The organism is Synechococcus sp. WH 8109 (assembly GCF_000161795.2).
Lineage (GTDB): Bacteria > Cyanobacteriota > Cyanobacteriia > PCC-6307 > Cyanobiaceae > Parasynechococcus.
This window is the reverse complement of sequence record NZ_CP006882.1, coordinates 1060410-1078088: the sequence shown is the minus strand read 5'-3', so window position 1 is coordinate 1078088 and position 17679 is coordinate 1060410. Positions and strand designations below refer to the sequence as shown.

Below are 17679 nucleotides of genomic sequence, written 5' to 3'. Positions count from 1 at the left end.
TCTTGAGCGATTCAGTCGCGATCTGAATCCCAGTAATCTCGACTGATTCTTCCCAAAGACGGTTGCGAAGCCAAAAACTCCGGTAAGTTCTTGCGGCAACGCCGATTTGGGACAGCGGCATGAAGCGGGTTTTGGCCATCATTCTGGGCGGCGGTGCAGGCACGCGCCTGTATCCGCTGACAAAAATGCGCGCGAAGCCGGCCGTCCCTCTGGCAGGCAAATATCGACTGATTGATATTCCGATTAGCAACTGCATCAACTCCGACATCAACAAGATGTACGTGATGACGCAGTTCAACAGTGCGTCATTGAACCGCCACCTCAGTCAGACCTACAACCTCAGCAATTCCTTCGGTGGCGGTTTTGTTGAGGTGCTCGCAGCTCAGCAAACACCTGACAGTCCCACTTGGTTTGAAGGTACTGCAGACGCTGTGCGCAAATACCAGTGGTTGTTCCAGGAATGGGACGTTGATGAATACCTGATTCTTTCCGGCGACCAGCTCTACCGGATGGATTACAGCCTCTTCATCGAGCACCACCGCCGCTCAGGCGCTGATCTCACCGTTGCTGCCCTTCCCGTTGATCCCAAGCAGGCAGAAGCTTTCGGTCTGATGCGGACCGATGAAAACGGCTCGATCAAGGAGTTCCGTGAGAAGCCCAAGGGTGATTCACTACTTGAGATGGCTGTCGACACCTCTCGCTTCGGTCTCAGTGCCGATTCAGCCAAGGAAAGGCCTTATCTGGCCTCGATGGGCATTTACGTCTTCAGCCGTAAGACCCTCTTTGATTTGCTCGACAAGCATCCCGGACACAAGGATTTCGGCAAGGAGATCATTCCCGAGGCTCTCGCGAGGGGCGACAAGCTTCAGAGCTACGTGTTCGATGACTACTGGGAAGACATTGGCACCATTGGTGCGTTCTATGAAGCCAACCTCGCGCTGACCCAACAACCCACGCCTCCCTTCAGCTTCTACGACGAGAAATTCCCCATCTACACCCGTCCTCGCTATTTGCCCCCCAGCAAGTTGGTCGACGCCCAGATCACCAATTCGATTGTTGGCGAAGGCTCGATCCTTAAGTCCTGCAGCATCCACCACTGTGTTCTCGGCGTGCGCAGTCGAATTGAAAGTGACTGCGTGCTTCAGGACACGCTGGTGATGGGGGCCGACTTCTTCGAATCCCCAGACGAACGTGCTGTCTTGAAAGAGCGCGGAGGCATTCCTCTTGGCGTGGGCAAGGGCACCACGGTCAGACGTGCAATTCTCGACAAGAACACCCGCATTGGTTCGGGTGTCTCGATTATTAACAAGGACAATGTGGAAGAAGCCGACCGTTCGGATCAGGGCTTCTACATCCGCAACGGCATTGTGGTGGTTCAGAAAAATGCCACCATCGCCGATGGGACGGTGATCTGAGGGCATGGACCGCTCTCAGGAATGAGCCGACCTCTTTCTGAGCCTATGGCTCATTCCTGACATTTATTGGTTATTTGCGGTCGAGACCAGCCGAGATCAACACACTGAGATCAGTCGTCAGTGGTCCTGCAGGCCATGTCCAAGTCTCACTTTGGCCTCATTGGTCTTGGCGTGATGGGCGAGAACCTCGTCCTGAATGCGGAGCGCAACGGTTTCTCCAGCGTTGTCTACAACCGCACCTACGCCAAAACCGAAGACTTCCTCCAGGGGCGTGGCAAGGACAAGAACATTCAGGGCGCTACGGACCTCGAAGATTTCGTTGGCAAGTTGGAACGCCCCCGCAGGATTTTGATGATGGTGAAGGCGGGGTCTGCCGTCGATGCTGTTGTTGATCAGCTCTCTCCCTATCTCGAAGAAGGTGATCTGCTGATTGATGGAGGCAACTCCGACTACCACGACACCGAACGTCGGGTGAAGCAACTCGAAAGCAAGAGCTTCGGCTTCATCGGCATGGGTGTGTCCGGTGGCGCCAAAGGTGCCCTGGAGGGGCCGAGCATGATGCCCGGAGGAACCAAGACTTCCTACGAGGCCATCGAGAACCTTGTGAACAAGATGGCGGCTCAGGTCGAAGACGGACCTTGCGTCACATACATCGGTCCAGGGGGGTCAGGACACCTGGTTAAAACCGTCCACAACGGGATCGAATACGGCATCGAGCAGATCCTTGCCGAGGGCTATGACCTGATGAAGCGGGTCAAGGGAATGACCGGTGTGCAGATGGCCGACGTTCTCGGTCAATGGAACACCACAGAAGAGTTGTCGTCGTATCTGGTGGAAATCACAGAGGTGTGTCTCCGCACCAAGGATCCCGTCGATGGCACTGATCTTGTGGAAAAAATCACCGATCAGGCTGGCCAGAAGGGCACGGGCCTCTGGACCGTGGTGACGGCGTTGCAGATGGGTGCCTCTGTTCCCACCATTTATGCCTCTCTCAATGCAAGGGTGATGAGCTCGATGAAGCCCCAACGCGTGGCGGCCGAATCGATCCTCAAAGGACCTGCCATCAAGGACTTTGATATGGGAACGCCTGACGATGCCATGGCTCCGTTGATGGATGCCACGGTGCTGAGCTGCATCGCCAGTTATGCCCAGGGCATGGAGCTTCTGCGTATCGCCTCCCAGGACCTCGACTACGAACTCCACATGCCGTCGATCGCTCAGATCTGGAAGGGTGGGTGCATCATTCGGGCCCGTCTGCTGAAGCGCATTCAGGATGCTTTCCACGCTGATCCCCAGCTGCCCAACCTGATGGTTGATCCTTGGTTCGCTGAACAGATCAACCGACGGCTGCCCGGACTGGCTCAAGTGGTGGCCGGTGCCGCCGAAGCCGGTATTCCCGTTCCCTGCTTCAGCAGCACCCTCGACTACATCAACAGCTACCGCTCAGGTCGCCTTCCTCAGAACCTGGTTCAGGCGATGCGCGATTGCTTCGGCTCCCACACCTATCAAAGGGTCGACAAGGAGGGCACGTTCCACACCGAATGGCTCAGCTGAGAGGTTGAGCGATGACCAACTACCGCATCGAGAAGGCGAAGGATCCTCAGGACCTCGCTCGTCAGGCCTGTGAAACTGTTGCTGCCCAAATTGATCTGGCTTTGGATCAACGGGACCGTTGCCAGATCGCTCTCTCCGGTGGGAGCACACCCGCCAGCGCCTATTCCCTGCTCGGTCAGGAACGGTTGCCCTGGGACCGGGTGGACGTCGTCCTGGGTGACGAGCGCTGGGTGGCTGCCGACGATGCGTCCAGCAACGCCGGCATGCTGCGCCGCACCCTTCTCGCACCCGGGCCTGGAGCCTCAGCCGCTTTTCATCCCGTTCCCACCGTGGAACTGGATAGTCCTGAGGCAAGTGCCCAGGCTTTTGCTGACCAGCTTTCTCAGCTGTGCTTAGGAGCACCACCGGTGTTCGATGTGATGCTGCTGGGCCTGGGGGATGACGGCCACACCGCATCCCTCTTCCCCGGCACTGAGGCTCCAGCGGTGCTGGATCGCTGGACGACCATCGGGCGCGGCAAGGGGTTGGATCGCATCACCATGACGGCTCCTGTGCTCAGTGCCGCCCGTCAGGTGATCTTCCTCGTCAGTGGGGCCGGTAAACAGGAGGCTCTCAGGCGACTGGTCGATCCCTCCGAATCCTCCGATCGCACTCCCGCTCGGCTGGTTCAACCTGCTAGTGATGTGCTGATCCTTGCTGATCAGGATGCAGCCGCCGGCCTCTGAACAGATCCTTTTCCAGGGCAGCGACTTTGCTGACTGGGCCAGCCTGAACGACACGATCATGGGCGGCCGATCCAGTGCCGGTTGTCGCGTGACCCCCGACGGACTCGTGCTGGAGGGGGAGCTGGTGGAGACCGGTGGTGGTTTCGTGAGCTGCCGCTCCCCTCGCCTGCAGCCCCCGCTCGATCTGTCCCCTTATTCAGCACTTCAGCTGGTTGTTGAGGGTGAGGGACGCATTTTGAAGATTGCCCTCGGTTGCCGGGATGGAGCCATGGGACTCACCGAACTGATTCCCGGTGGTCTCCGCTGGGTGGTGGATGTTCCGACTCAACCGTCAGGCGTGACCCCTGTTGTGGTGCCATTCGCCGACCTCAGACCCACGGTTCGTGCCAAGCCCGTTGGCTTACCGCTGCGCTTCGATCCCAGTGGCATCACCCGCATTCAGGTGTTGCACTCGAAATTCGGCGATGCTGGGGATTTAAATCCGGGGTTTCGCGCTGGCTCCATCCGTGTGCTGATCCGTTCAATCCGCGCCTTGCCCTGAGTCCATGGACCTTCTGGTGTTGATTGCCAAGGCGGCTGACGTTTGCCTCAAGCCCTGGAGCCATGCTGTTGTTCTGATCGATCCTTCGGCTCCAGAACAACTCGACGATCTGCACGTGCGGATTGAATGCCGTGATGGCGATGGCCAGCGTCACTCCGCTCAGGATCTTGACCTGGAGATATACCGGAGTGGCAAAGAGATCAATCTGATGCTGAGCTGGTGGGACCAACCGGAACGTCCGATGCTCTGGTACGGGCGCCATCCGGTCTGGATGGATGGCGCCTCGGGGAAACGCTGTGCGGCACCGCAGGATGCCACCCCTCTGGAGGCCTTGGGTCGGCGTCTACGGGCTCTGGTGCAACCGGGTGGTTGATTGTGCCAAGTTCAATCGGCGTGGTCGGTTGTCGCACCCCGGCTTGAGCTGGAGACGAGCCGCGCGTATTTACCGAGAATTCCGTTGCGGTAAAGCGGTTCCGGCTTGCTCCATCCCGCCCGGCGGCGATCCAGTTCCGCTTCATCCACGTTGAGTTGAAGCAGCAGCTGATCAGCATCAACCGTGATGCTGTCGCCTTCTTGAACCAGTCCGATGGTTCCGCCAACTGCAGCTTCAGGAGCCACGTGACCCACCACCAGGCCATAGGTGCCGCCGCTGAAGCGGCCATCGGTGATCAGGGCGACCTTGTCCCCCAAGCCCTGACCAACGATCGCTGAGGTGGGAGCCAGCATCTCCCGCATGCCCGGTCCACCGACGGGACCCTCGTTGCGGACCACCACCACATCACCGGCCTGGATCTTTTTGTCGAGGATCGCGGCAAGGCAGTCTTCCTCGCTTTCAAACACCCGCGCCGGGCCGGTGAGCACGGGAGTCTTCACACCGCTGATCTTGGCCACGCTTCCCTCGCTGGCGAGGTTGCCCTTGAGGATGGCGAGGTGCCCTTTGGCGTAAAGCGGATTGCTCAGGGGGCGGATCACGTCCTGCCCGGAGGGCGGCTCCGACGGCACATCGGCCAGCAACTCCTTCAGGCTTTTGCCCTCCACCGTTCGGCAGTCGCCATGCAGCAAGTTTGCATCCAGCAGCAGCTTCATCACCTGGGGAATGCCGCCGGCGTTGTGCAGATCAACGGTCACGTAGCGGCCGCTGGGCTTGAGATCACAGATCACCGGCACCCGCTGACGAATCCGTTCGAAGTCATCGATGCTCAGGTCGACGCCGGCGGTGCGGGCAATGGCCAGCAGGTGCAGCACCGCATTGGTGGAGCCACCCACCGCCATGATCACGCTGATGGCGTTCTCAAAGGCTTCTTTGGTAAGCAGATCCAGGGGCCGGATGTTGGCTTTCACGGCCTCCACCAGCACCTCTGCAGAGCGAGCGGCACTGTCGGCCTTTTCCTCGTCCTCGGCAGCCATCGTGGAGCTGTAGGGGAGGCTGAGACCGATCGTTTCGATGGCGGCACTCATGGTGTTGGCGGTGAACATGCCGCCGCAACTGCCAGCCCCGGGGCAGGCATTTTTCTCAACTGCGGTGAGCTGCTCTTCGTCGATCTTGCCGCTGGTCAGTTGGCCGACCGCTTCAAAAGCGCTCACCACCGTGAGATCACAGCCGCCTAGCTTGCCCGGCTTGATCGTGCCGCCGTAGACGAACACCGAAGGAATGTTCATCCGTGCCATAGCGAGCATGGCGCCGGGCATGTTCTTGTCGCAGCCACCAACGGCCAGTACCCCATCCATGCTCTGGCCATTGCAGGCCGTTTCAATGGCGTCAGCAATCACTTCACGGCTAACCAGGGAGTACTTCATCCCTTCGGTGCCCATGGAGATTCCATCACTCACGGTGATGGTTCCGAACATCTGTGGCATTCCTCCGGCCTGCCGAGCCGCTTCCTCAGCTCGTTTGGCCAGGTCGTTCAGCCCCACATTGCAGGGGGTGATGGTGCTGTAGCCGTTGGCGATGCCCAGGATGGGCTTGCCGAAATCGCTGTCTCCAAAGCCCACGGCCCGCAACATGGCGCGGTTGGGAGACCGCTGAATCCCCTTAGTGACGGCGTCGGAGCGAAGCATGGAACGGAGCGGACCAGTGGCAATCAAGCCAACCTACCGAGCGCTCATCCTTCGCTACCGAGTCCCTCGAGCTGGGCGCGAACGCGGGCGATCTCCGCGTTGAGTTTTTCCACACGCTCCTCGAGGTGTCCGTTGCCTGCGCTATCCAGCACTTCGGAACCGTCCTGCAAACGCGGTGCGTGCAACATTGACTTCTTCGCGCCATAACGCCTGCGCCTGTCGGCTTCGTTGAGGAGCCACCAGGCCAGGCCTGCAGCACCGAGAACTGCTCCGGCGACAAGAGATGCCAGGGTGCCTGAGCCCGTGTCGTGCTGCTGGGCCATGGGTGCAATCAACCTTCCTGAAGGTTAGTCACGCCCTCAAGATCTGAGGTTCAGCCGTCGCACAGGGTCACCGATTCCCGGACGAATCTCACCCTGCTCACCCACGCCTTCGTCAATGCAGGCGGTATGAAGCGTTAGGTCTGGAATCGCTTCACCCAACAGCTTCAGTCCAGGACTGGCGCACAGGGCAGTGATCAGCCGCAGCCGCCGTCCATCCACACCCTTGCTCTTGAGCTCCTGCAGGAGCTTGAGGGTGGCCTCACCATCGCTGATCTGATCAAAAAACAAAATCACCCCAGCGTTGGCTTCAATCTCCTGTGGGCACGACCCCAGGCAGAGGGAGGAATCGGGAAGGACGGATCGTCCTCCCTGCCAAAGCTCGAGGCCTGCTGGCAGCACTGGAATGGTGATCAACGGTACCGATGCTTCAACGAGGGTTCCTTCGGTGTCCCCATGGATTCCGGGCACGATCTCCCGGCGATGGGGCAGCCAGTCCCGCAGGGCTTCGTAGGTGAGCCACCGGCCCAGTTCTTGCAGGGCTGTGGCGTAGAGGGCCGAAGGGGTTTCCCGATGCCGAAGCATTGTCAGCCAATGGCCGATCAGGGGATGGGGTGGAACCACCACCCGCAAGCTCATGGCCATATCGACTCGCTCCGCGGACAGTTGCCATAACGTGATTGCTCAAATTACCGGTCTCATGGGCGCCCTTCGACGTATGGCCTCGCTGCTGGCGGTGATCACGCTTGCGTTCAGCACTGTTGTTTGGGCTGAATCAGTTCAGGCCATCACCGCTCCCGAGCTGCGTGGTCAGTTCGCAGTTCAGGAGATCAGCGCCGATATGCACGGTCTTGACCTAAAGGAAAAAGAGTTCCTCAAGGCCGATTTGCGGGAGGTGAATCTCAGCGGCACGGACCTGCGCGGTGCTGTGATCAATACCTCGCAACTGCAAGGGGCCGATCTCCGTGATGCCGATCTCTCCGATGTTGTGGGTTTTGCCAGCCACTTCGAGGGGGCCGATCTTCGGGGGGCCAACTTCACCAACGCGATGATGATGCAGAGCCGTTTCACGGACGCGCAGATCGACGGTGCTGATTTCACCAACGCAGTGATCGATCTTCCCCAACAGCGGGCCCTCTGTGTTCGGGCGGATGGATCCAATCCGATCAGTGGTGTCTCTACCCGTGAGAGCCTGGGCTGCCGCCCTTAATCGTCATGGCTAAGCGTCTGCCGGTGACCGTGATCACCGGGTTTCTTGGGGCAGGCAAAACCACGGTGCTCCGCCATCTGCTCATCCGTGGCGGTCAGAGATTGGCCGTGATGGTCAACGAATTCGGCAGCGTTGGGCTTGATGGTGATCTGATCCGCAGCTGTGGCTTCTGTCCTGAGGAGGAGGTTGATGGCCGTTTGGTTGAGCTGAACAACGGCTGCCTTTGCTGCACGGTGCAGGACGACTTCCTGCCGACGATGGAGACGTTGCTTGAACGGGCGGATCGTTTGGATGGGATCGTTGTTGAAACCAGCGGTCTCGCTTTGCCACGGCCTCTGCTTCAGGCCCTGGATTGGCCGGCCATCCGCAGCCGTGTGCATGTGAATGGTGTGGTGACGCTGGTAGATGGCGAAGCTTTGGCTGCAGGCAGCCCGGTTGCTGATGCTGAAGCGCTGGAGCGGCAACGGGCCGAGGATCCCAGCCTCGATCACCTCACAGCGATCGACGACTTGTTTGAGGATCAACTCCAGGCCGCTGACCTGGTCTTAATTAGCCGGGCTGACTGCCTGGATGCATCGGAGATGGCTGAGGTACAGGGGCGGATTAAAGACAAAGTGCGCCCGGGTACCGCTCTGCTTCCTGTGTCTCAGGGACAGGTGGAGACGTCCGTTGTGTTGGGCCTTGAGCACAAGCCCACCCCCCAGGAGGCCCATAGCCATCACGACCATGACCATCACGATCACAGCCATGTCGACATGGTCGGCAGCAATGTTCGCGTTGAAGGGGCATTGGACCGTCAGGCCCTCGAGCAGCTGTTGCCCAGCCTCGTTAGCAATCACCAGGTGGTTCGACTCAAGGGACGTGTCTGGCTGCCCAGCAAAACGCTTCCGCTTCAGATCCAGATGGTGGGTCCGCGGTTGAACAGCTGGTTTGAAGCAGCTCCTAGCCATGCCTGGCGTCCCGATCAGGGCTGTGGTGCTGATCTGGTGGTGCTGGCTTTGAACGAGGCTGCAGCTCCGGCCCTGGAGTCCGGTCTTCAGAGGCTGGTGCAGGCCACACCGGCCAAGGCCAGCCCCGCGGCAGCCACGCCGGAGAGCTGAATCGGGTCTCCTTCCATTCGGCTCACAAAAAGAGCCATCACTGGCGCTGTGGCCATCAGTGTCACCCCGTCTCCAACGGGCATCGTTTGCAGCACCACCTGTTGCAACAGGATTCCCCCGTTGGTTCCTACCACGGTGGCGATTACAAGCTTCGATTGCTCCCGTGGCTTCAGCTTGGTCTGTCTCCAGTTCCCTTTGAGGAAGGGAAGAAGACCAAGCCATCCGCCCAGCAGCCGGATCGATGCCGTCTGCAATGGGGTGAGGTCGCTGCTGATCAGCACATAACGGGCCAGAAAGGCTCCGCTCAGGCCACAGATCACGGCGGTGAGTGCCAACAGCAGACCGATGCCGAAGTCAGCAGCGCTGCCCCCCCGCTTCCCTTGCCTCGTCTCTTTCGCCTGCATGGCAATGAGAACCACCGCGCTTGAAACCAAAAGCGCGCCGAGACCGTTCTTCACGGCCAAGCTGTCCCCCATTACCAGAACCCCAGCGATGCTGCCCAGCACCGGACCGCTGGCTTCCACGGTGAGGGTTCGTCGGGTGCCGAGTCGCCGCAACGCCCCGAGATAAAAGCTGTCGCCGGCCGCAATGCCGATCAAGCCGCTGATCAACAGCAGCAAAACAGCATGAACGTTGTTGTGTGGAAGGGTGAGCAGAACCGGCAGAAACAGCAGGCTGGCCAAGCCGTTTTTCATGGCGTTGAGCCGGATCGCCGTGACTCGCCCTAATAGCGATCGCCATAGCGCACTGGCTCCGGTCCAGGCCATGGCCGCTCCCAGGGCCGCCAGTACACCCGTCATGGTCTGGTGTTGATCGTTATGCAGTCTGCTGCGAAGTAGAAAACTCTGTGCACAATTCAGGAATGTGAGGCCCAGAGACGTGCACCGTGCTGGGGCAATTTCTGGAAAGCCTGTCGGGACATTCGACGGTTCATTTTGAAAGTCGTGTTCCTCGCGCGGAGCTTTATGAAGCGCGGATCACTTCATCCAAGCCATCGCTTGGTTTTTTTATTCTTCAGATCAGCTCTGCGGTGATCGCAAGCCTCGGGCTGATCTCCAACAGCACGGCAGTTGTGATCGGGGCCATGATCGTCGCTCCGTGAGTTAACGCAATGAATGCTGGTTTGTGAATGGTTTGGCTATCAGCGGGATGGCGTCAAAAAAGAGTTGATCAGATTGTTCGACAACATCCAGAGCATCGTCGCTTTGTCGCTGTTCTTCGCTTCCTCGGAGGGTTCCGTTGGTTTGAATTGATGCCGGCCAGGGCCCAATAGCGCATTGCCCCAGTAGCTGAATCCCGGTTGATCAAGTTGTGCATCGATGAGCTGCACCAGCAGTTCCCCTGCCCGCTCAACGCTTTCCGTCAAGCGCAAGAGATCTCGAGCAACCAACCCAAACAAGGCCTGTCCAAGTGGATTGGCTTGGCGACTGTTTCTGAAAAACCCCTCTGATGTGCGTGGAATCACCAGCCCCGGACTCCAGGCCACGACAGGCAAATCATGACGCTGCCTGTGGATCTCCAGGGCCATCAGCAGATTGCAGAGCTTGCTGTCTTTGTAGGCCTTGTCTGCATTGAACGGACTTTCTCCATCCACCATCGGCGTCCCGGGGCCCTGGCGCAGCCCCTGTAGCGAGCCCAGCCCTGCAGGCTGGCCAACTCGTCCTCCTCCAGTGGCTGGATTGTGCACCTCAGAGGCGGTAATCACGATGGCTCGGGTTTGCTCCTTCAATCCTTCAGCCAGAAGTTGATGGGCCAGGTGGTTCACTGCAAAGGTGAGTTCAATGCCCTGTGCACTCCAACGGGGGGAGCCATGGCCGGCATATTGCAATCCGGCATTGAGCACCAATGCATCGAATGGCGTCTCGTGATTTTGGAGTTGTTCGATCGCCTTGGCCACAGACGCAAGGTCTGCCAGATCGGCAATGCAGGTGTTAACGGAAGCCGACAGAGCCGTGTGGGTTAGCTCGGCCCGTTCTGCATTGCGGCAAACAACGGTGAGTGCATCACCACGGGCCAGCAGTATTTTTGCCGCTTCAAGGCCAATGCCGCTGCTGGCACCGGTGATCAGAACGTGGCGCTGTTCAGCAGTCGACATGGAGTTTGAACACGTAGAGATCAGCGTCTCGATCGCTCACCACGTACATCTTTTTCCGCTCGGGATCGAATGCAACACCCTCCGGTTTGCGGATCCGCTTTGGCTGGTCTCCCGTGCTGATGGTGAGATCGAGGCGCTGGAGAACAGTGTCGCCTGCCCAGTCGTACTGGAACAGGCACCGCCCCTTGTCGCTGACGATCCAGAGGGTGTCGCTTCTGCTGTCGTAGCTCAGGCCCGAGAAATCGAGCTTCTCGGCCTTCAGTTCGGGATGCATGAACCCTTGGCTGGGTTGCAGCAATCTTGTGGAGAGAATTGTCGTGAGTGTGGAATCCAGTTCGATCAGCAAACCGGGCTGGCGCTCTTTCACCAAGATCACATGGTTGTTCCTGGTGTTCACAGTGATGCCCTCCAATCCGTTGTTGTCCTGAGGGTCTGGGAAGTGGTGCGCGATCGTGTCGTAGTTGGTCATGGCTGACAGCGGTCGCCGAGACCGTTCGCTCCGGCTGCTCAGATCCACCACCACCACAGAATTGCTCCGCTCCTGCACCACGAGCAGCTCGCTGTCATCGCCACGGAGCGCAATGCCTTCCAAGTCATCGAGGCCGATGAAGAATGAGTCGCTCACCGACACCCTGCCTTTGAGATCCAGACGAAAAACCGCCTTGGTGTCATCACTGACGGTGTACAGCGCTGAGCCATCCGAGTTCAACGTCAGTCCGGATGGTTCATTCAGGCCGAGGCCTGGGTAACGAATCCGGTGACGGCTCAGCAGCTCAAGGCGAATCGAGGTCATCCTCATCGGGAGCCGTTCCTGGTGATTCTCGAGGCTTGGCTCATTTTTGCCAGCTATGGCAGGTGAGGATGAAGGGATCACGGCCAGGCGCCATGAATCGAATCGCTGTGTATTGCGGCTCCTCGAGCGGCGACTCGAGCCTGTTCAAGCTTGCTGCCACTGAGCTGGGTGCACTGATCGCCACTCAGGGCATGGCCCTGGTTTACGGCGGAGCTCGCATTGGCTTGATGGGCGCTGTTGCTGATGCCGCTTTGTTGGCTGGAGGGGATGTGATCGGGGTGATCCCCGAGGCGTTAACGCAGGATGAAGTGGTGCACACCGGTTTGACCCATCTCGAGGTTGTGGGATCGATGCACGAGCGCAAAGCGCGGATGCTCGATCTGGCCGATGCAGCCGTGGCCATGCCCGGGGGGCTGGGAACCCTCGACGAGTTGTTCGAAGCTTTGACTTGGGCTCAGCTTCGTTTTCATGCCAAGCCGATCGGCATGCTCAACCTCGATGGCTACTTCGATGCGTTGCTGAGCTTTTTGGATCAAAGCGTTTCGAAGGGCTTTCTCTCGGAGCGAAATCGCCAGCTCCTCCTGGATGCAACAACGCCAGAATTGCTGATCGATCGACTCTTCAACCCGTCCTGATGCAACGCACGGTTTTGCTTACCGGAGCCAGTCGTGGCATCGGACGTTCCATTGCCAGAGGTTTGCTCAAGGATGGTCACCGCCTGAGCCTTGGTCTGCGCGATCCGCAGGCTCTAAGGGGAACAGATCTGGACTTCGAGACGGTGTTGCATCACGCCTACGAGGCCAGCGATCCAGCCAGTGTTGAAGCCTGGGTTGACAGCACCATTCGTCACTGGGGTGCCATCGACACCGTGATCCATTGTGCCGGGATTTTGCATCGAACACCTCTGTTGTTTGCCGATGGCGAAGAGCAGCAGCTTGATGAACTCTGGGCGATCAACGTGAAGGGGCCCTGGTGGCTGACCCGTGCTGCATGGCCGTATCTGGTGACCAGTGGCCATGGACGAATCCAGGTGCTGGTGTCGATGAGTGGCAAACGCGTCAAAGGTCGAATGGCGGGCTACCCCGTGAGCAAATTTGCCTTGATGGGGCTCTGTCAGAGCATGCGCAATGAAGGGTGGGACAAGGGGATTCGTGTGACCGCCATCTGTCCAAGTTGGGTCAACACCGATATGGCTTGTGCGGTTACGGCCGTTGAGCCTGCCGAAATGACCCAACCCGAGGATCTTGCTGCTCTCTCCAGCAGTTTGTTGTCGATGCCGAACGCTGCCGTTCCGTTCGAGTTGGCGATGAATTGTTCGCTCGAAACATGAGTTTTCTCACCATGACGATGTCGCTTCCAGATGACGTCGCTATGGATGGCTCAGCGTCTCTGCCTGCGATATGTCTTCTGGCGGCGGTCGAGCCGCTGCTGATCCTGCTGTTGTGGCAGTAATGGTGAAACACTGTCGATCGTTGATCAGCGCCCCGGGTTGAAGCGTTTGCGCGTCTTGGTGCCTTTGACGACTTGCTTGAGATTGCCTAAGGGCCAGCCGAGGTGCCTGAGATGGCTGACCGTGTTCGGCGATGCGTTGAAGCAGTTTTCGCTGTAGCTGCTGGCGATACCGATCTCTTTGAGGGTGAGTAACAGCAACCTCTGCTCCCGGCGTGTACCCCGACGGCTTGCAAGCAGCACGAAGTCGCGTTCGCGAAGCTGTTCACCGATCGCATCGATGTTCTCGGAATACCCAAAGGAGATGGTTTGATCAATAGCGCGATAGGCGGTGTAAATCCGTCCCTCAGGATTGTTCTCGAGGGTTTGCACCCTTTCGCTCAGTGCAATCACGGCGTCCATCACCGGAGCCTGAAGCGCTTGTTCGATCTGATCAAGATGCACGATCACAACCCCCCCACGGCCAAACGTTCATCACAGGCCGCCTCGTAGGCACGGATGGCTGCGCTGGGAATGGAGCCATTGCTCTTGAGTTGGCGCACCGACAGCTCCACGCACTGAAGTACAACGCTGGTGAGCTCACGTCCTTCGCACAGGGCCCACCCGCGAAGAAGCACATGAAGGCTTGGTGGAACGGAGACCGTGAGCTTGACCTGGGTCTCTCGGGTGGAGGTTTTGATCATGACCCGTCTGCTGCCGGAGCATCCCCATGGTAGCTCGTGAGTTACTGACAAGCAACTTACAAGTAGCTTAGAAGCGTCTTCTGGGTTGCTACTGGGTAGCTTCTCGGCATTTTTGGACCCTGTGGCGTGACCGCCACGGTTGCTGCTCGTGTCCATGATTCATGGCCCACCCCTGGGAGGTGCCAGGCCTGAAACATCTGGCTGCAATTGTTGGGTCTCTATGTCGTCATTCAGCCTGGCTTGGGCTGCCATGTTTTCTTGTCCCGGTGATTCAAGGAGTCGACTTTTCATTGCATGGGTGAAGTTATTTTTATGCATATTTCGCATCAATGCGGATAGGATGATGCTGCGAAGGCTTACGCTTCGATGGGCACTGCTTCTGTTCAGGTTGACAAGGTCGTCAATGTCAGAATGTCTGAGTCAGAGCACACTCTGTTGAAAGCCTATTGCGCTTCGTTGAACCGGAGCATGCAAGATGTGCTTCGTGATTTCGCGTTAATGCAAATCCAGAAGCAACGCTTTTGTTGCCGCCTTGTGCGCTCCTTAATGGATGAGCATGGGATCGAACAAGACCCCAGATCTCGTAAGCCTTGTTTTGGCTATACCTGTTATTACTGCCGCCATGCAGAGGCCTGCACGGCTGGTGAAACTGATTTGCTTTATGTCCCCCGCCATGAGATACGTGAACTCGTTTCTGAGGATGCGGCTTATATCTTCGACTTTGACGGCAGTAGTATCGAGGCTCCCACCCAGAAGGGCTGATCGAGTTTCAACTTCTCAGTGATTTCACTCACCGACGCATGAGCATTAACGCCAAAAGCTTTATCGAGGCGGTCTATGCAGGATTCACTTTGAGTCTGGGGCGCAATTTGTGGATGTCGAGAAATCCGAGCACAACTCCTTCAAAAATGTAGACGATTTGGTTCATAGTGACCCTGACAAGACGCTCAACGGGCTTGGAAGCCGGACAGAGCGATGTCCGAAGACTGATCTTTGACCCTTGTTTCGGTAGGGGGCAAATCCGTTTCTTTCTTAAGAAACCTATGAATGAATCGATCTGCAGTGATTGGCCCGTCAGGTTATCGACGTGGTCGAATCGCTCCGGTGGTATATCACCGTCGGCCACACAACATTCCCTTATTCATTGCAAAACCAATGATCGTCAAGATCGTTGGTTCAGATTGTTCAAAACGGAGAGGGTGGGATTCGAACCCACGGTGCCCGTGAAGACACGCTGGTTTTCAAGACCAGAGCCATAAACCACTCGACCACCTCTCCAGAGGGTGTCAGGTGCCCCACGGGACACCCGACAACTGTATCGGGACGTGCTCCAGGTTCAGTTCTCCGGCTTGGCCAGAGGCAGTAGACACTTATCAGAATCACATCCGGCCGGGCCTGCTTCCGTCAGCTCACCCTGGTCGTAACGCTGCAATGCCTCGAAGAAATCACTGCTGACGCGACGCTTCACCACAGCCGATTGCAGCTCCTCGTAAGTGGCTGCATCGATGGGCTCAAAGGGCAGGCGGGGGAAGGTGGCATTGGCATCGAAACGGGCCAGAAGTGCTGCTGAGATGTAGCCCTCGCCCTTCTCCATGGCTTGATGCAGAGCTTCAGCCAAGGGTTCGATTTCGTGCTCGCGGAATTCGATGGTGGCAGAGGTGTTGTGGGCGGTGTAATGCCGCTGCACCTGCATGTAGAAATCGAATTGCGCCATGGCACTGAAGCCGTTGATGTCAACGACATCAGCACCGGGCACATTGGCCCAGCTCACCTCGGTGGGAATCTCCACCAGCCATTCGGTGCAGCGGGGATCGAAGGGGTCATTCAACAGACGGCCTTGCTCATCCTTGTCGGACTGGGAGGGAACGATGGTGTAGCCGTAGTCCATGCAGGCCATGGCCACGGGGTCGTTCTTGCGGAAGGTGATCCGGCGGATGAAGCGCTGGGCTTTGGGGGGATGCCAGCCGGGGGCAGCACCGGTGAGCAGGCTTTTGGTGCCTGCAGGCTGGACAGTTGTGCAGCGGTTGGGGCGACGCAGACTATGACGGTCGCAGTAGTCCCAGACTGTTTGATTGACGATCTCCTTCCAACGGCTCAGGTAAGCGGCTTCCTGCTCCTTGAAGCGCAGACCCTCCTCAGTATCAGGCCTGCTCGCCTCCCACCAGCGCAGCCATTCCGTGCCGAAGGCATGAACGAAAAAGTCGAACAGACCGGTGAAGCTGACGCCAACGATCGGGTCCCATTCACGGCTCTGGCGGTAGCGCTCAACTTCAAAACGATGGTTGAGCAGACAAGCAACCGAGAGGGCACCTGCACGGAAGGCATCGGCCTGTCCTTCCTCGTCGCTGGGGTCGATCTGGTTTAGGTGCACCTCGGCCAGATTGCAGTGGAAATCGGCACCCAGAATCTCGCCGCAGGGATTCAAGCCGTAACGGCTGAGGCGGTGCTCCAGCTCGTCGGCGCCGATGGGGCCATGGTTCTCGGACAGCCAACGCCCCGCTTCGTCACGACCTTGGTCGCAGTAGATCTCAATGAATTCCGTTCGAAGCTCAGGGGTGGTTAGCAGATCGGCATTGGAACGAGCGATCGCTTCGGGAGCGAACTGGATCGCACCTTCACCGGAGTGGAACTGCTTGGTCACCGCTGCGTGCACAACGTCCTTGCTGGGACGCGTGTGATACACGCGGGTGTGGTTGGCCATCCGTAGCGCATCACGCTCGGGGTCGATCCTCCAGTTGCCCTCCTCGTCTTGCTGCCAGAGGTTGTCCTTGGAGGAAGCAGCCGCCTGGTCATCCGAAGCGAACTGGCGCATGCCGGCGCTGCGACGGATGTTTCCAGCCACGATCGTGACGGCGGCTTCGTCGATCAACAGGCAGCACTCGACTGAGGTGAGCCGACGGCCCTGGGCCTTGTTCAGCAGCCGAGCAACGCGCCCGTAGAGATCCTTCAGTTTGACGGGGTTGGCCATGCCGCCGAAACCCTTCAGCGTTTCCCCAACAGGCCGCACATCGCTGAGGTCTACCTCGATCTGAATCGGACCTCCGTTGAACTGTTCATCGCTGCTGAGCTCGAGCATCAGCTGGTAGCTGTCCACCCAGCCACGGCGGGTGTCGCCCACCTTGATGGTCACCTTGTTGCCATCGATGCTGTGGGTGCAGTCGTCCTGGCGCTCAGCAGCGGGAGTGATGCCGATTTCACTGACGCTGAGAACTTCGAAGCTGTTGCGCACCACCGGAAGCCGGTCGATCAAGTGCGGCTCGATGATGGCGCCGGTGCCGCAGCCCATCATCGCCAGGTCCATCATCAGACCGAAGGCGTGCCAATCAACCAGGTTGGTGGATGTGCAGTTGTAGGAACCCGAGAAGTTTTCGGGCTGCTCGATCCAACGGGTGCCACCGATCCAGAGCCAGCGGCCTGAGGGAAGAGCTTTTTTCTCGGCCTGCATTCGAGCCAGCAGGGCAACTTCCCCATCGTTGAGGTTGCCCAATTGACGCAGGCCTTCCAAGTTTCTCGTGCCCACCTGACTCCAGCTCTCACGGCCGCTGGGGGTTTTGCGGCTGTAGGTGCGATAGAAGACCGGGTTGGCAGCAGGAGCGGTTGCGGGGAAGTCGCCGAACCCGGCGACAGCTCCCTTAGAGGTCTCCACACGATTTGGAGTGAGGGTCACGTGCGGTGCTGTGGCGAAGGACAAGTATCGAAACCCTAACGCCACAGATGGGGGTAGCAAGGTCTCTTT

The 17679-nt window shown here is 58.5% G+C and carries 20 protein-coding genes, 1 tRNA gene and 1 pseudogene; 12 read left to right on the top strand and 10 right to left on the bottom strand.

Annotated elements, in window-relative coordinates; genetic code table 11:
- The first annotated feature begins 119 nt into the window (after positions 1-119).
- From Syncc8109_RS05885 to Syncc8109_RS05865, 5 genes are all read left to right on the top strand, one after another.
- Positions 120-1415, top strand: a complete 1296-nt coding sequence (locus tag Syncc8109_RS05885) for a glucose-1-phosphate adenylyltransferase (RefSeq protein WP_006851950.1) — start codon at positions 120-122, stop codon at positions 1413-1415.
- Between the two features lie 135 nt (positions 1416-1550).
- On the top strand, positions 1551-2969 hold the full coding sequence (gene gndA, locus Syncc8109_RS05880) for an NADP-dependent phosphogluconate dehydrogenase (RefSeq protein WP_025362305.1): 1419 nt from the start codon (positions 1551-1553) through the stop codon (positions 2967-2969).
- An 11-nt stretch (positions 2970-2980) separates the two neighbouring features.
- Complete coding sequence (gene pgl, locus Syncc8109_RS05875; protein WP_006850703.1) at positions 2981-3694, top strand: 6-phosphogluconolactonase; 714 nt, start codon at positions 2981-2983, stop codon at positions 3692-3694.
- Positions 3675-4235 carry a CIA30 family protein gene (locus tag Syncc8109_RS05870; protein ID WP_006850819.1) on the top strand — a complete coding sequence of 187 codons (561 nt, stop codon included), beginning with the start codon at positions 3675-3677 and terminating at the stop codon, positions 4233-4235. Before pgl ends, Syncc8109_RS05870 begins: the two co-directional genes overlap by 20 nt.
- A gap of 4 nt (positions 4236-4239) precedes the next feature.
- Complete coding sequence (locus Syncc8109_RS05865) at positions 4240-4608, top strand: hypothetical protein (RefSeq protein ID WP_006850902.1); 369 nt, start codon at positions 4240-4242, stop codon at positions 4606-4608.
- 11 nt (positions 4609-4619) lie between these two features.
- Here Syncc8109_RS05865 and ilvD read toward each other — a convergent pair whose 3' ends face one another.
- The 3 genes from ilvD to Syncc8109_RS05850 are packed head-to-tail and all read right to left on the bottom strand — an operon-like array spanning position 4620 to position 7258.
- Positions 4620-6293, bottom strand: coding sequence for a dihydroxy-acid dehydratase (gene ilvD / locus Syncc8109_RS05860; protein ID WP_025362304.1), 1674 nt, complete (start codon positions 6291-6293; stop codon positions 4620-4622).
- Between the two features lie 44 nt (positions 6294-6337).
- Positions 6338-6616: a hypothetical protein gene (locus tag Syncc8109_RS05855; protein WP_006849686.1), complete on the bottom strand. Its 279-nt coding sequence runs from the start codon at positions 6614-6616 to the stop codon at positions 6338-6340.
- 36 nt (positions 6617-6652) lie between these two features.
- Complete coding sequence (locus tag Syncc8109_RS05850) at positions 6653-7258, bottom strand: uracil phosphoribosyltransferase (protein ID WP_006851244.1); 606 nt, start codon at positions 7256-7258, stop codon at positions 6653-6655.
- A gap of 73 nt (positions 7259-7331) precedes the next feature.
- Between Syncc8109_RS05850 and Syncc8109_RS05845 the strand changes: the two genes are divergently transcribed.
- A complete protein-coding gene (locus Syncc8109_RS05845; protein WP_006850835.1) occupies positions 7332-7823 on the top strand; it encodes a pentapeptide repeat-containing protein in 492 nt (163 codons plus the stop codon).
- Positions 7824-7828: 5 nt separating this feature from the next.
- Entirely contained in the window at positions 7829-8923 is a 1095-nt protein-coding gene (cobW, locus tag Syncc8109_RS05840; protein WP_006850014.1) for a cobalamin biosynthesis protein CobW, read from the top strand.
- On the opposite strand, the gene Syncc8109_RS05835 is transcribed toward cobW, so the two are convergent.
- Positions 8860-9723 carry an EamA family transporter gene (locus tag Syncc8109_RS05835; protein ID WP_025362302.1) on the bottom strand — a complete coding sequence of 288 codons (864 nt, stop codon included), beginning with the start codon at positions 9721-9723 and terminating at the stop codon, positions 8860-8862. The genes cobW and Syncc8109_RS05835 overlap by 64 nt on opposite strands.
- Positions 9724-9809: 86 nt before the next feature.
- Between Syncc8109_RS05835 and Syncc8109_RS05830 the strand changes: the two are divergent.
- Positions 9810-10022: pseudogene (locus Syncc8109_RS05830) on the top strand (DUF389 domain-containing protein); the annotation flags it as partial.
- A gap of 42 nt (positions 10023-10064) precedes the next feature.
- Here the strand turns inward: Syncc8109_RS05830 and Syncc8109_RS05825 are convergent.
- Both Syncc8109_RS05825 and Syncc8109_RS05820 read right to left on the bottom strand, forming a co-directional pair.
- Positions 10065-11018 carry an SDR family NAD(P)-dependent oxidoreductase gene (locus tag Syncc8109_RS05825; RefSeq protein ID WP_006850426.1) on the bottom strand — a complete coding sequence of 318 codons (954 nt, stop codon included), beginning with the start codon at positions 11016-11018 and terminating at the stop codon, positions 10065-10067.
- On the bottom strand, positions 11005-11811 hold the full coding sequence (locus Syncc8109_RS05820) for an SdiA-regulated domain-containing protein (RefSeq protein ID WP_006851978.1): 807 nt from the start codon (positions 11809-11811) through the stop codon (positions 11005-11007). Before Syncc8109_RS05820 ends, Syncc8109_RS05825 begins: the two co-directional genes overlap by 14 nt.
- Positions 11812-11903: 92 nt before the next feature.
- On the opposite strand from Syncc8109_RS05820, the gene Syncc8109_RS05815 reads away from it, so the two are divergent.
- Genes Syncc8109_RS05815 through Syncc8109_RS13050 form a run of 3 tightly spaced genes read left to right on the top strand, consistent with a single transcriptional unit; the run spans position 11904 to position 13263 of the window.
- The gene (locus Syncc8109_RS05815; RefSeq protein ID WP_025362301.1) at positions 11904-12446 is read left to right on the top strand and encodes a TIGR00730 family Rossman fold protein; all 543 of its coding nucleotides are present in this window, start codon (positions 11904-11906) and stop codon (positions 12444-12446) included.
- A complete protein-coding gene (locus tag Syncc8109_RS05810; RefSeq protein ID WP_006850126.1) occupies positions 12446-13141 on the top strand; it encodes an SDR family NAD(P)-dependent oxidoreductase in 696 nt (231 codons plus the stop codon). Before Syncc8109_RS05815 ends, Syncc8109_RS05810 begins: the two co-directional genes overlap by 1 nt.
- Positions 13138-13263, top strand: coding sequence for a hypothetical protein (locus Syncc8109_RS13050; RefSeq protein ID WP_006851851.1), 126 nt, complete (start codon positions 13138-13140; stop codon positions 13261-13263). Before Syncc8109_RS05810 ends, Syncc8109_RS13050 begins: the two co-directional genes overlap by 4 nt.
- Positions 13264-13287: 24 nt before the next feature.
- On the opposite strand, the gene Syncc8109_RS05805 is transcribed toward Syncc8109_RS13050, so the two are convergent.
- Together Syncc8109_RS05805 and Syncc8109_RS05800 are read right to left on the bottom strand one after the other, a co-directional pair.
- On the bottom strand, positions 13288-13704 hold the full coding sequence (locus Syncc8109_RS05805) for a hypothetical protein (RefSeq protein WP_156915495.1): 417 nt from the start codon (positions 13702-13704) through the stop codon (positions 13288-13290).
- 2 nt (positions 13705-13706) lie between these two features.
- The gene (locus Syncc8109_RS05800) at positions 13707-13943 is read right to left on the bottom strand and encodes a hypothetical protein (RefSeq protein WP_006850194.1); all 237 of its coding nucleotides are present in this window, start codon (positions 13941-13943) and stop codon (positions 13707-13709) included.
- Positions 13944-14309: 366 nt separating this feature from the next.
- On the opposite strand from Syncc8109_RS05800, the gene Syncc8109_RS05795 reads away from it, so the two are divergent.
- Positions 14310-14705, top strand: coding sequence for a hypothetical protein (locus tag Syncc8109_RS05795; protein WP_025362300.1), 396 nt, complete (start codon positions 14310-14312; stop codon positions 14703-14705).
- A 429-nt stretch (positions 14706-15134) separates the two neighbouring features.
- Here the strand turns inward: Syncc8109_RS05795 and Syncc8109_RS05790 are convergent.
- Both Syncc8109_RS05790 and nrdJ read right to left on the bottom strand, forming a co-directional pair.
- Positions 15135-15221: transfer RNA gene (locus Syncc8109_RS05790), tRNA-Ser, on the bottom strand.
- Positions 15222-15279: 58 nt separating this feature from the next.
- On the bottom strand, positions 15280-17610 hold the full coding sequence (gene nrdJ / locus Syncc8109_RS05785; RefSeq protein ID WP_006851477.1) for a ribonucleoside-triphosphate reductase, adenosylcobalamin-dependent: 2331 nt from the start codon (positions 17608-17610) through the stop codon (positions 15280-15282).
- Between the last annotated feature and the right edge of the window lie 69 nt (positions 17611-17679).

Coding starts and splice junctions, on each gene's coding strand:
- ilvD (WP_025362304.1), bottom strand. CDS start 6,293: ATGCTTCGCTCCGACGCCGTCACTAAGGGGATTCAGCGGTCTCCCAAC.
- Syncc8109_RS05845 (WP_006850835.1), top strand. CDS start 7,332: ATGGCCTCGCTGCTGGCGGTGATCACGCTTGCGTTCAGCACTGTTGTT.
- Syncc8109_RS05825 (WP_006850426.1), bottom strand. CDS start 11,018: ATGTCGACTGCTGAACAGCGCCACGTTCTGATCACCGGTGCCAGCAGC.
- Syncc8109_RS05850 (WP_006851244.1), bottom strand. CDS start 7,258: ATGGCCATGAGCTTGCGGGTGGTGGTTCCACCCCATCCCCTGATCGGC.
- pgl (WP_006850703.1), top strand. CDS start 2,981: ATGACCAACTACCGCATCGAGAAGGCGAAGGATCCTCAGGACCTCGCT.
- Syncc8109_RS05835 (WP_025362302.1), bottom strand. CDS start 9,723: ATGACGGGTGTACTGGCGGCCCTGGGAGCGGCCATGGCCTGGACCGGA.
- Syncc8109_RS05800 (WP_006850194.1), bottom strand. CDS start 13,943: ATGATCAAAACCTCCACCCGAGAGACCCAGGTCAAGCTCACGGTCTCC.
- gndA (WP_025362305.1), top strand. CDS start 1,551: ATGTCCAAGTCTCACTTTGGCCTCATTGGTCTTGGCGTGATGGGCGAG.
- Syncc8109_RS05795 (WP_025362300.1), top strand. CDS start 14,310: ATGGGCACTGCTTCTGTTCAGGTTGACAAGGTCGTCAATGTCAGAATG.
- Syncc8109_RS05815 (WP_025362301.1), top strand. CDS start 11,904: ATGAATCGAATCGCTGTGTATTGCGGCTCCTCGAGCGGCGACTCGAGC.
- Syncc8109_RS05870 (WP_006850819.1), top strand. CDS start 3,675: ATGCAGCCGCCGGCCTCTGAACAGATCCTTTTCCAGGGCAGCGACTTT.
- Syncc8109_RS05820 (WP_006851978.1), bottom strand. CDS start 11,811: ATGACCTCGATTCGCCTTGAGCTGCTGAGCCGTCACCGGATTCGTTAC.
- Syncc8109_RS05865 (WP_006850902.1), top strand. CDS start 4,240: ATGGACCTTCTGGTGTTGATTGCCAAGGCGGCTGACGTTTGCCTCAAG.
- Syncc8109_RS05855 (WP_006849686.1), bottom strand. CDS start 6,616: ATGGCCCAGCAGCACGACACGGGCTCAGGCACCCTGGCATCTCTTGTC.
- Syncc8109_RS05885 (WP_006851950.1), top strand. CDS start 120: ATGAAGCGGGTTTTGGCCATCATTCTGGGCGGCGGTGCAGGCACGCGC.
- Syncc8109_RS13050 (WP_006851851.1), top strand. CDS start 13,138: ATGAGTTTTCTCACCATGACGATGTCGCTTCCAGATGACGTCGCTATG.
- Syncc8109_RS05810 (WP_006850126.1), top strand. CDS start 12,446: ATGCAACGCACGGTTTTGCTTACCGGAGCCAGTCGTGGCATCGGACGT.
- cobW (WP_006850014.1), top strand. CDS start 7,829: ATGGCTAAGCGTCTGCCGGTGACCGTGATCACCGGGTTTCTTGGGGCA.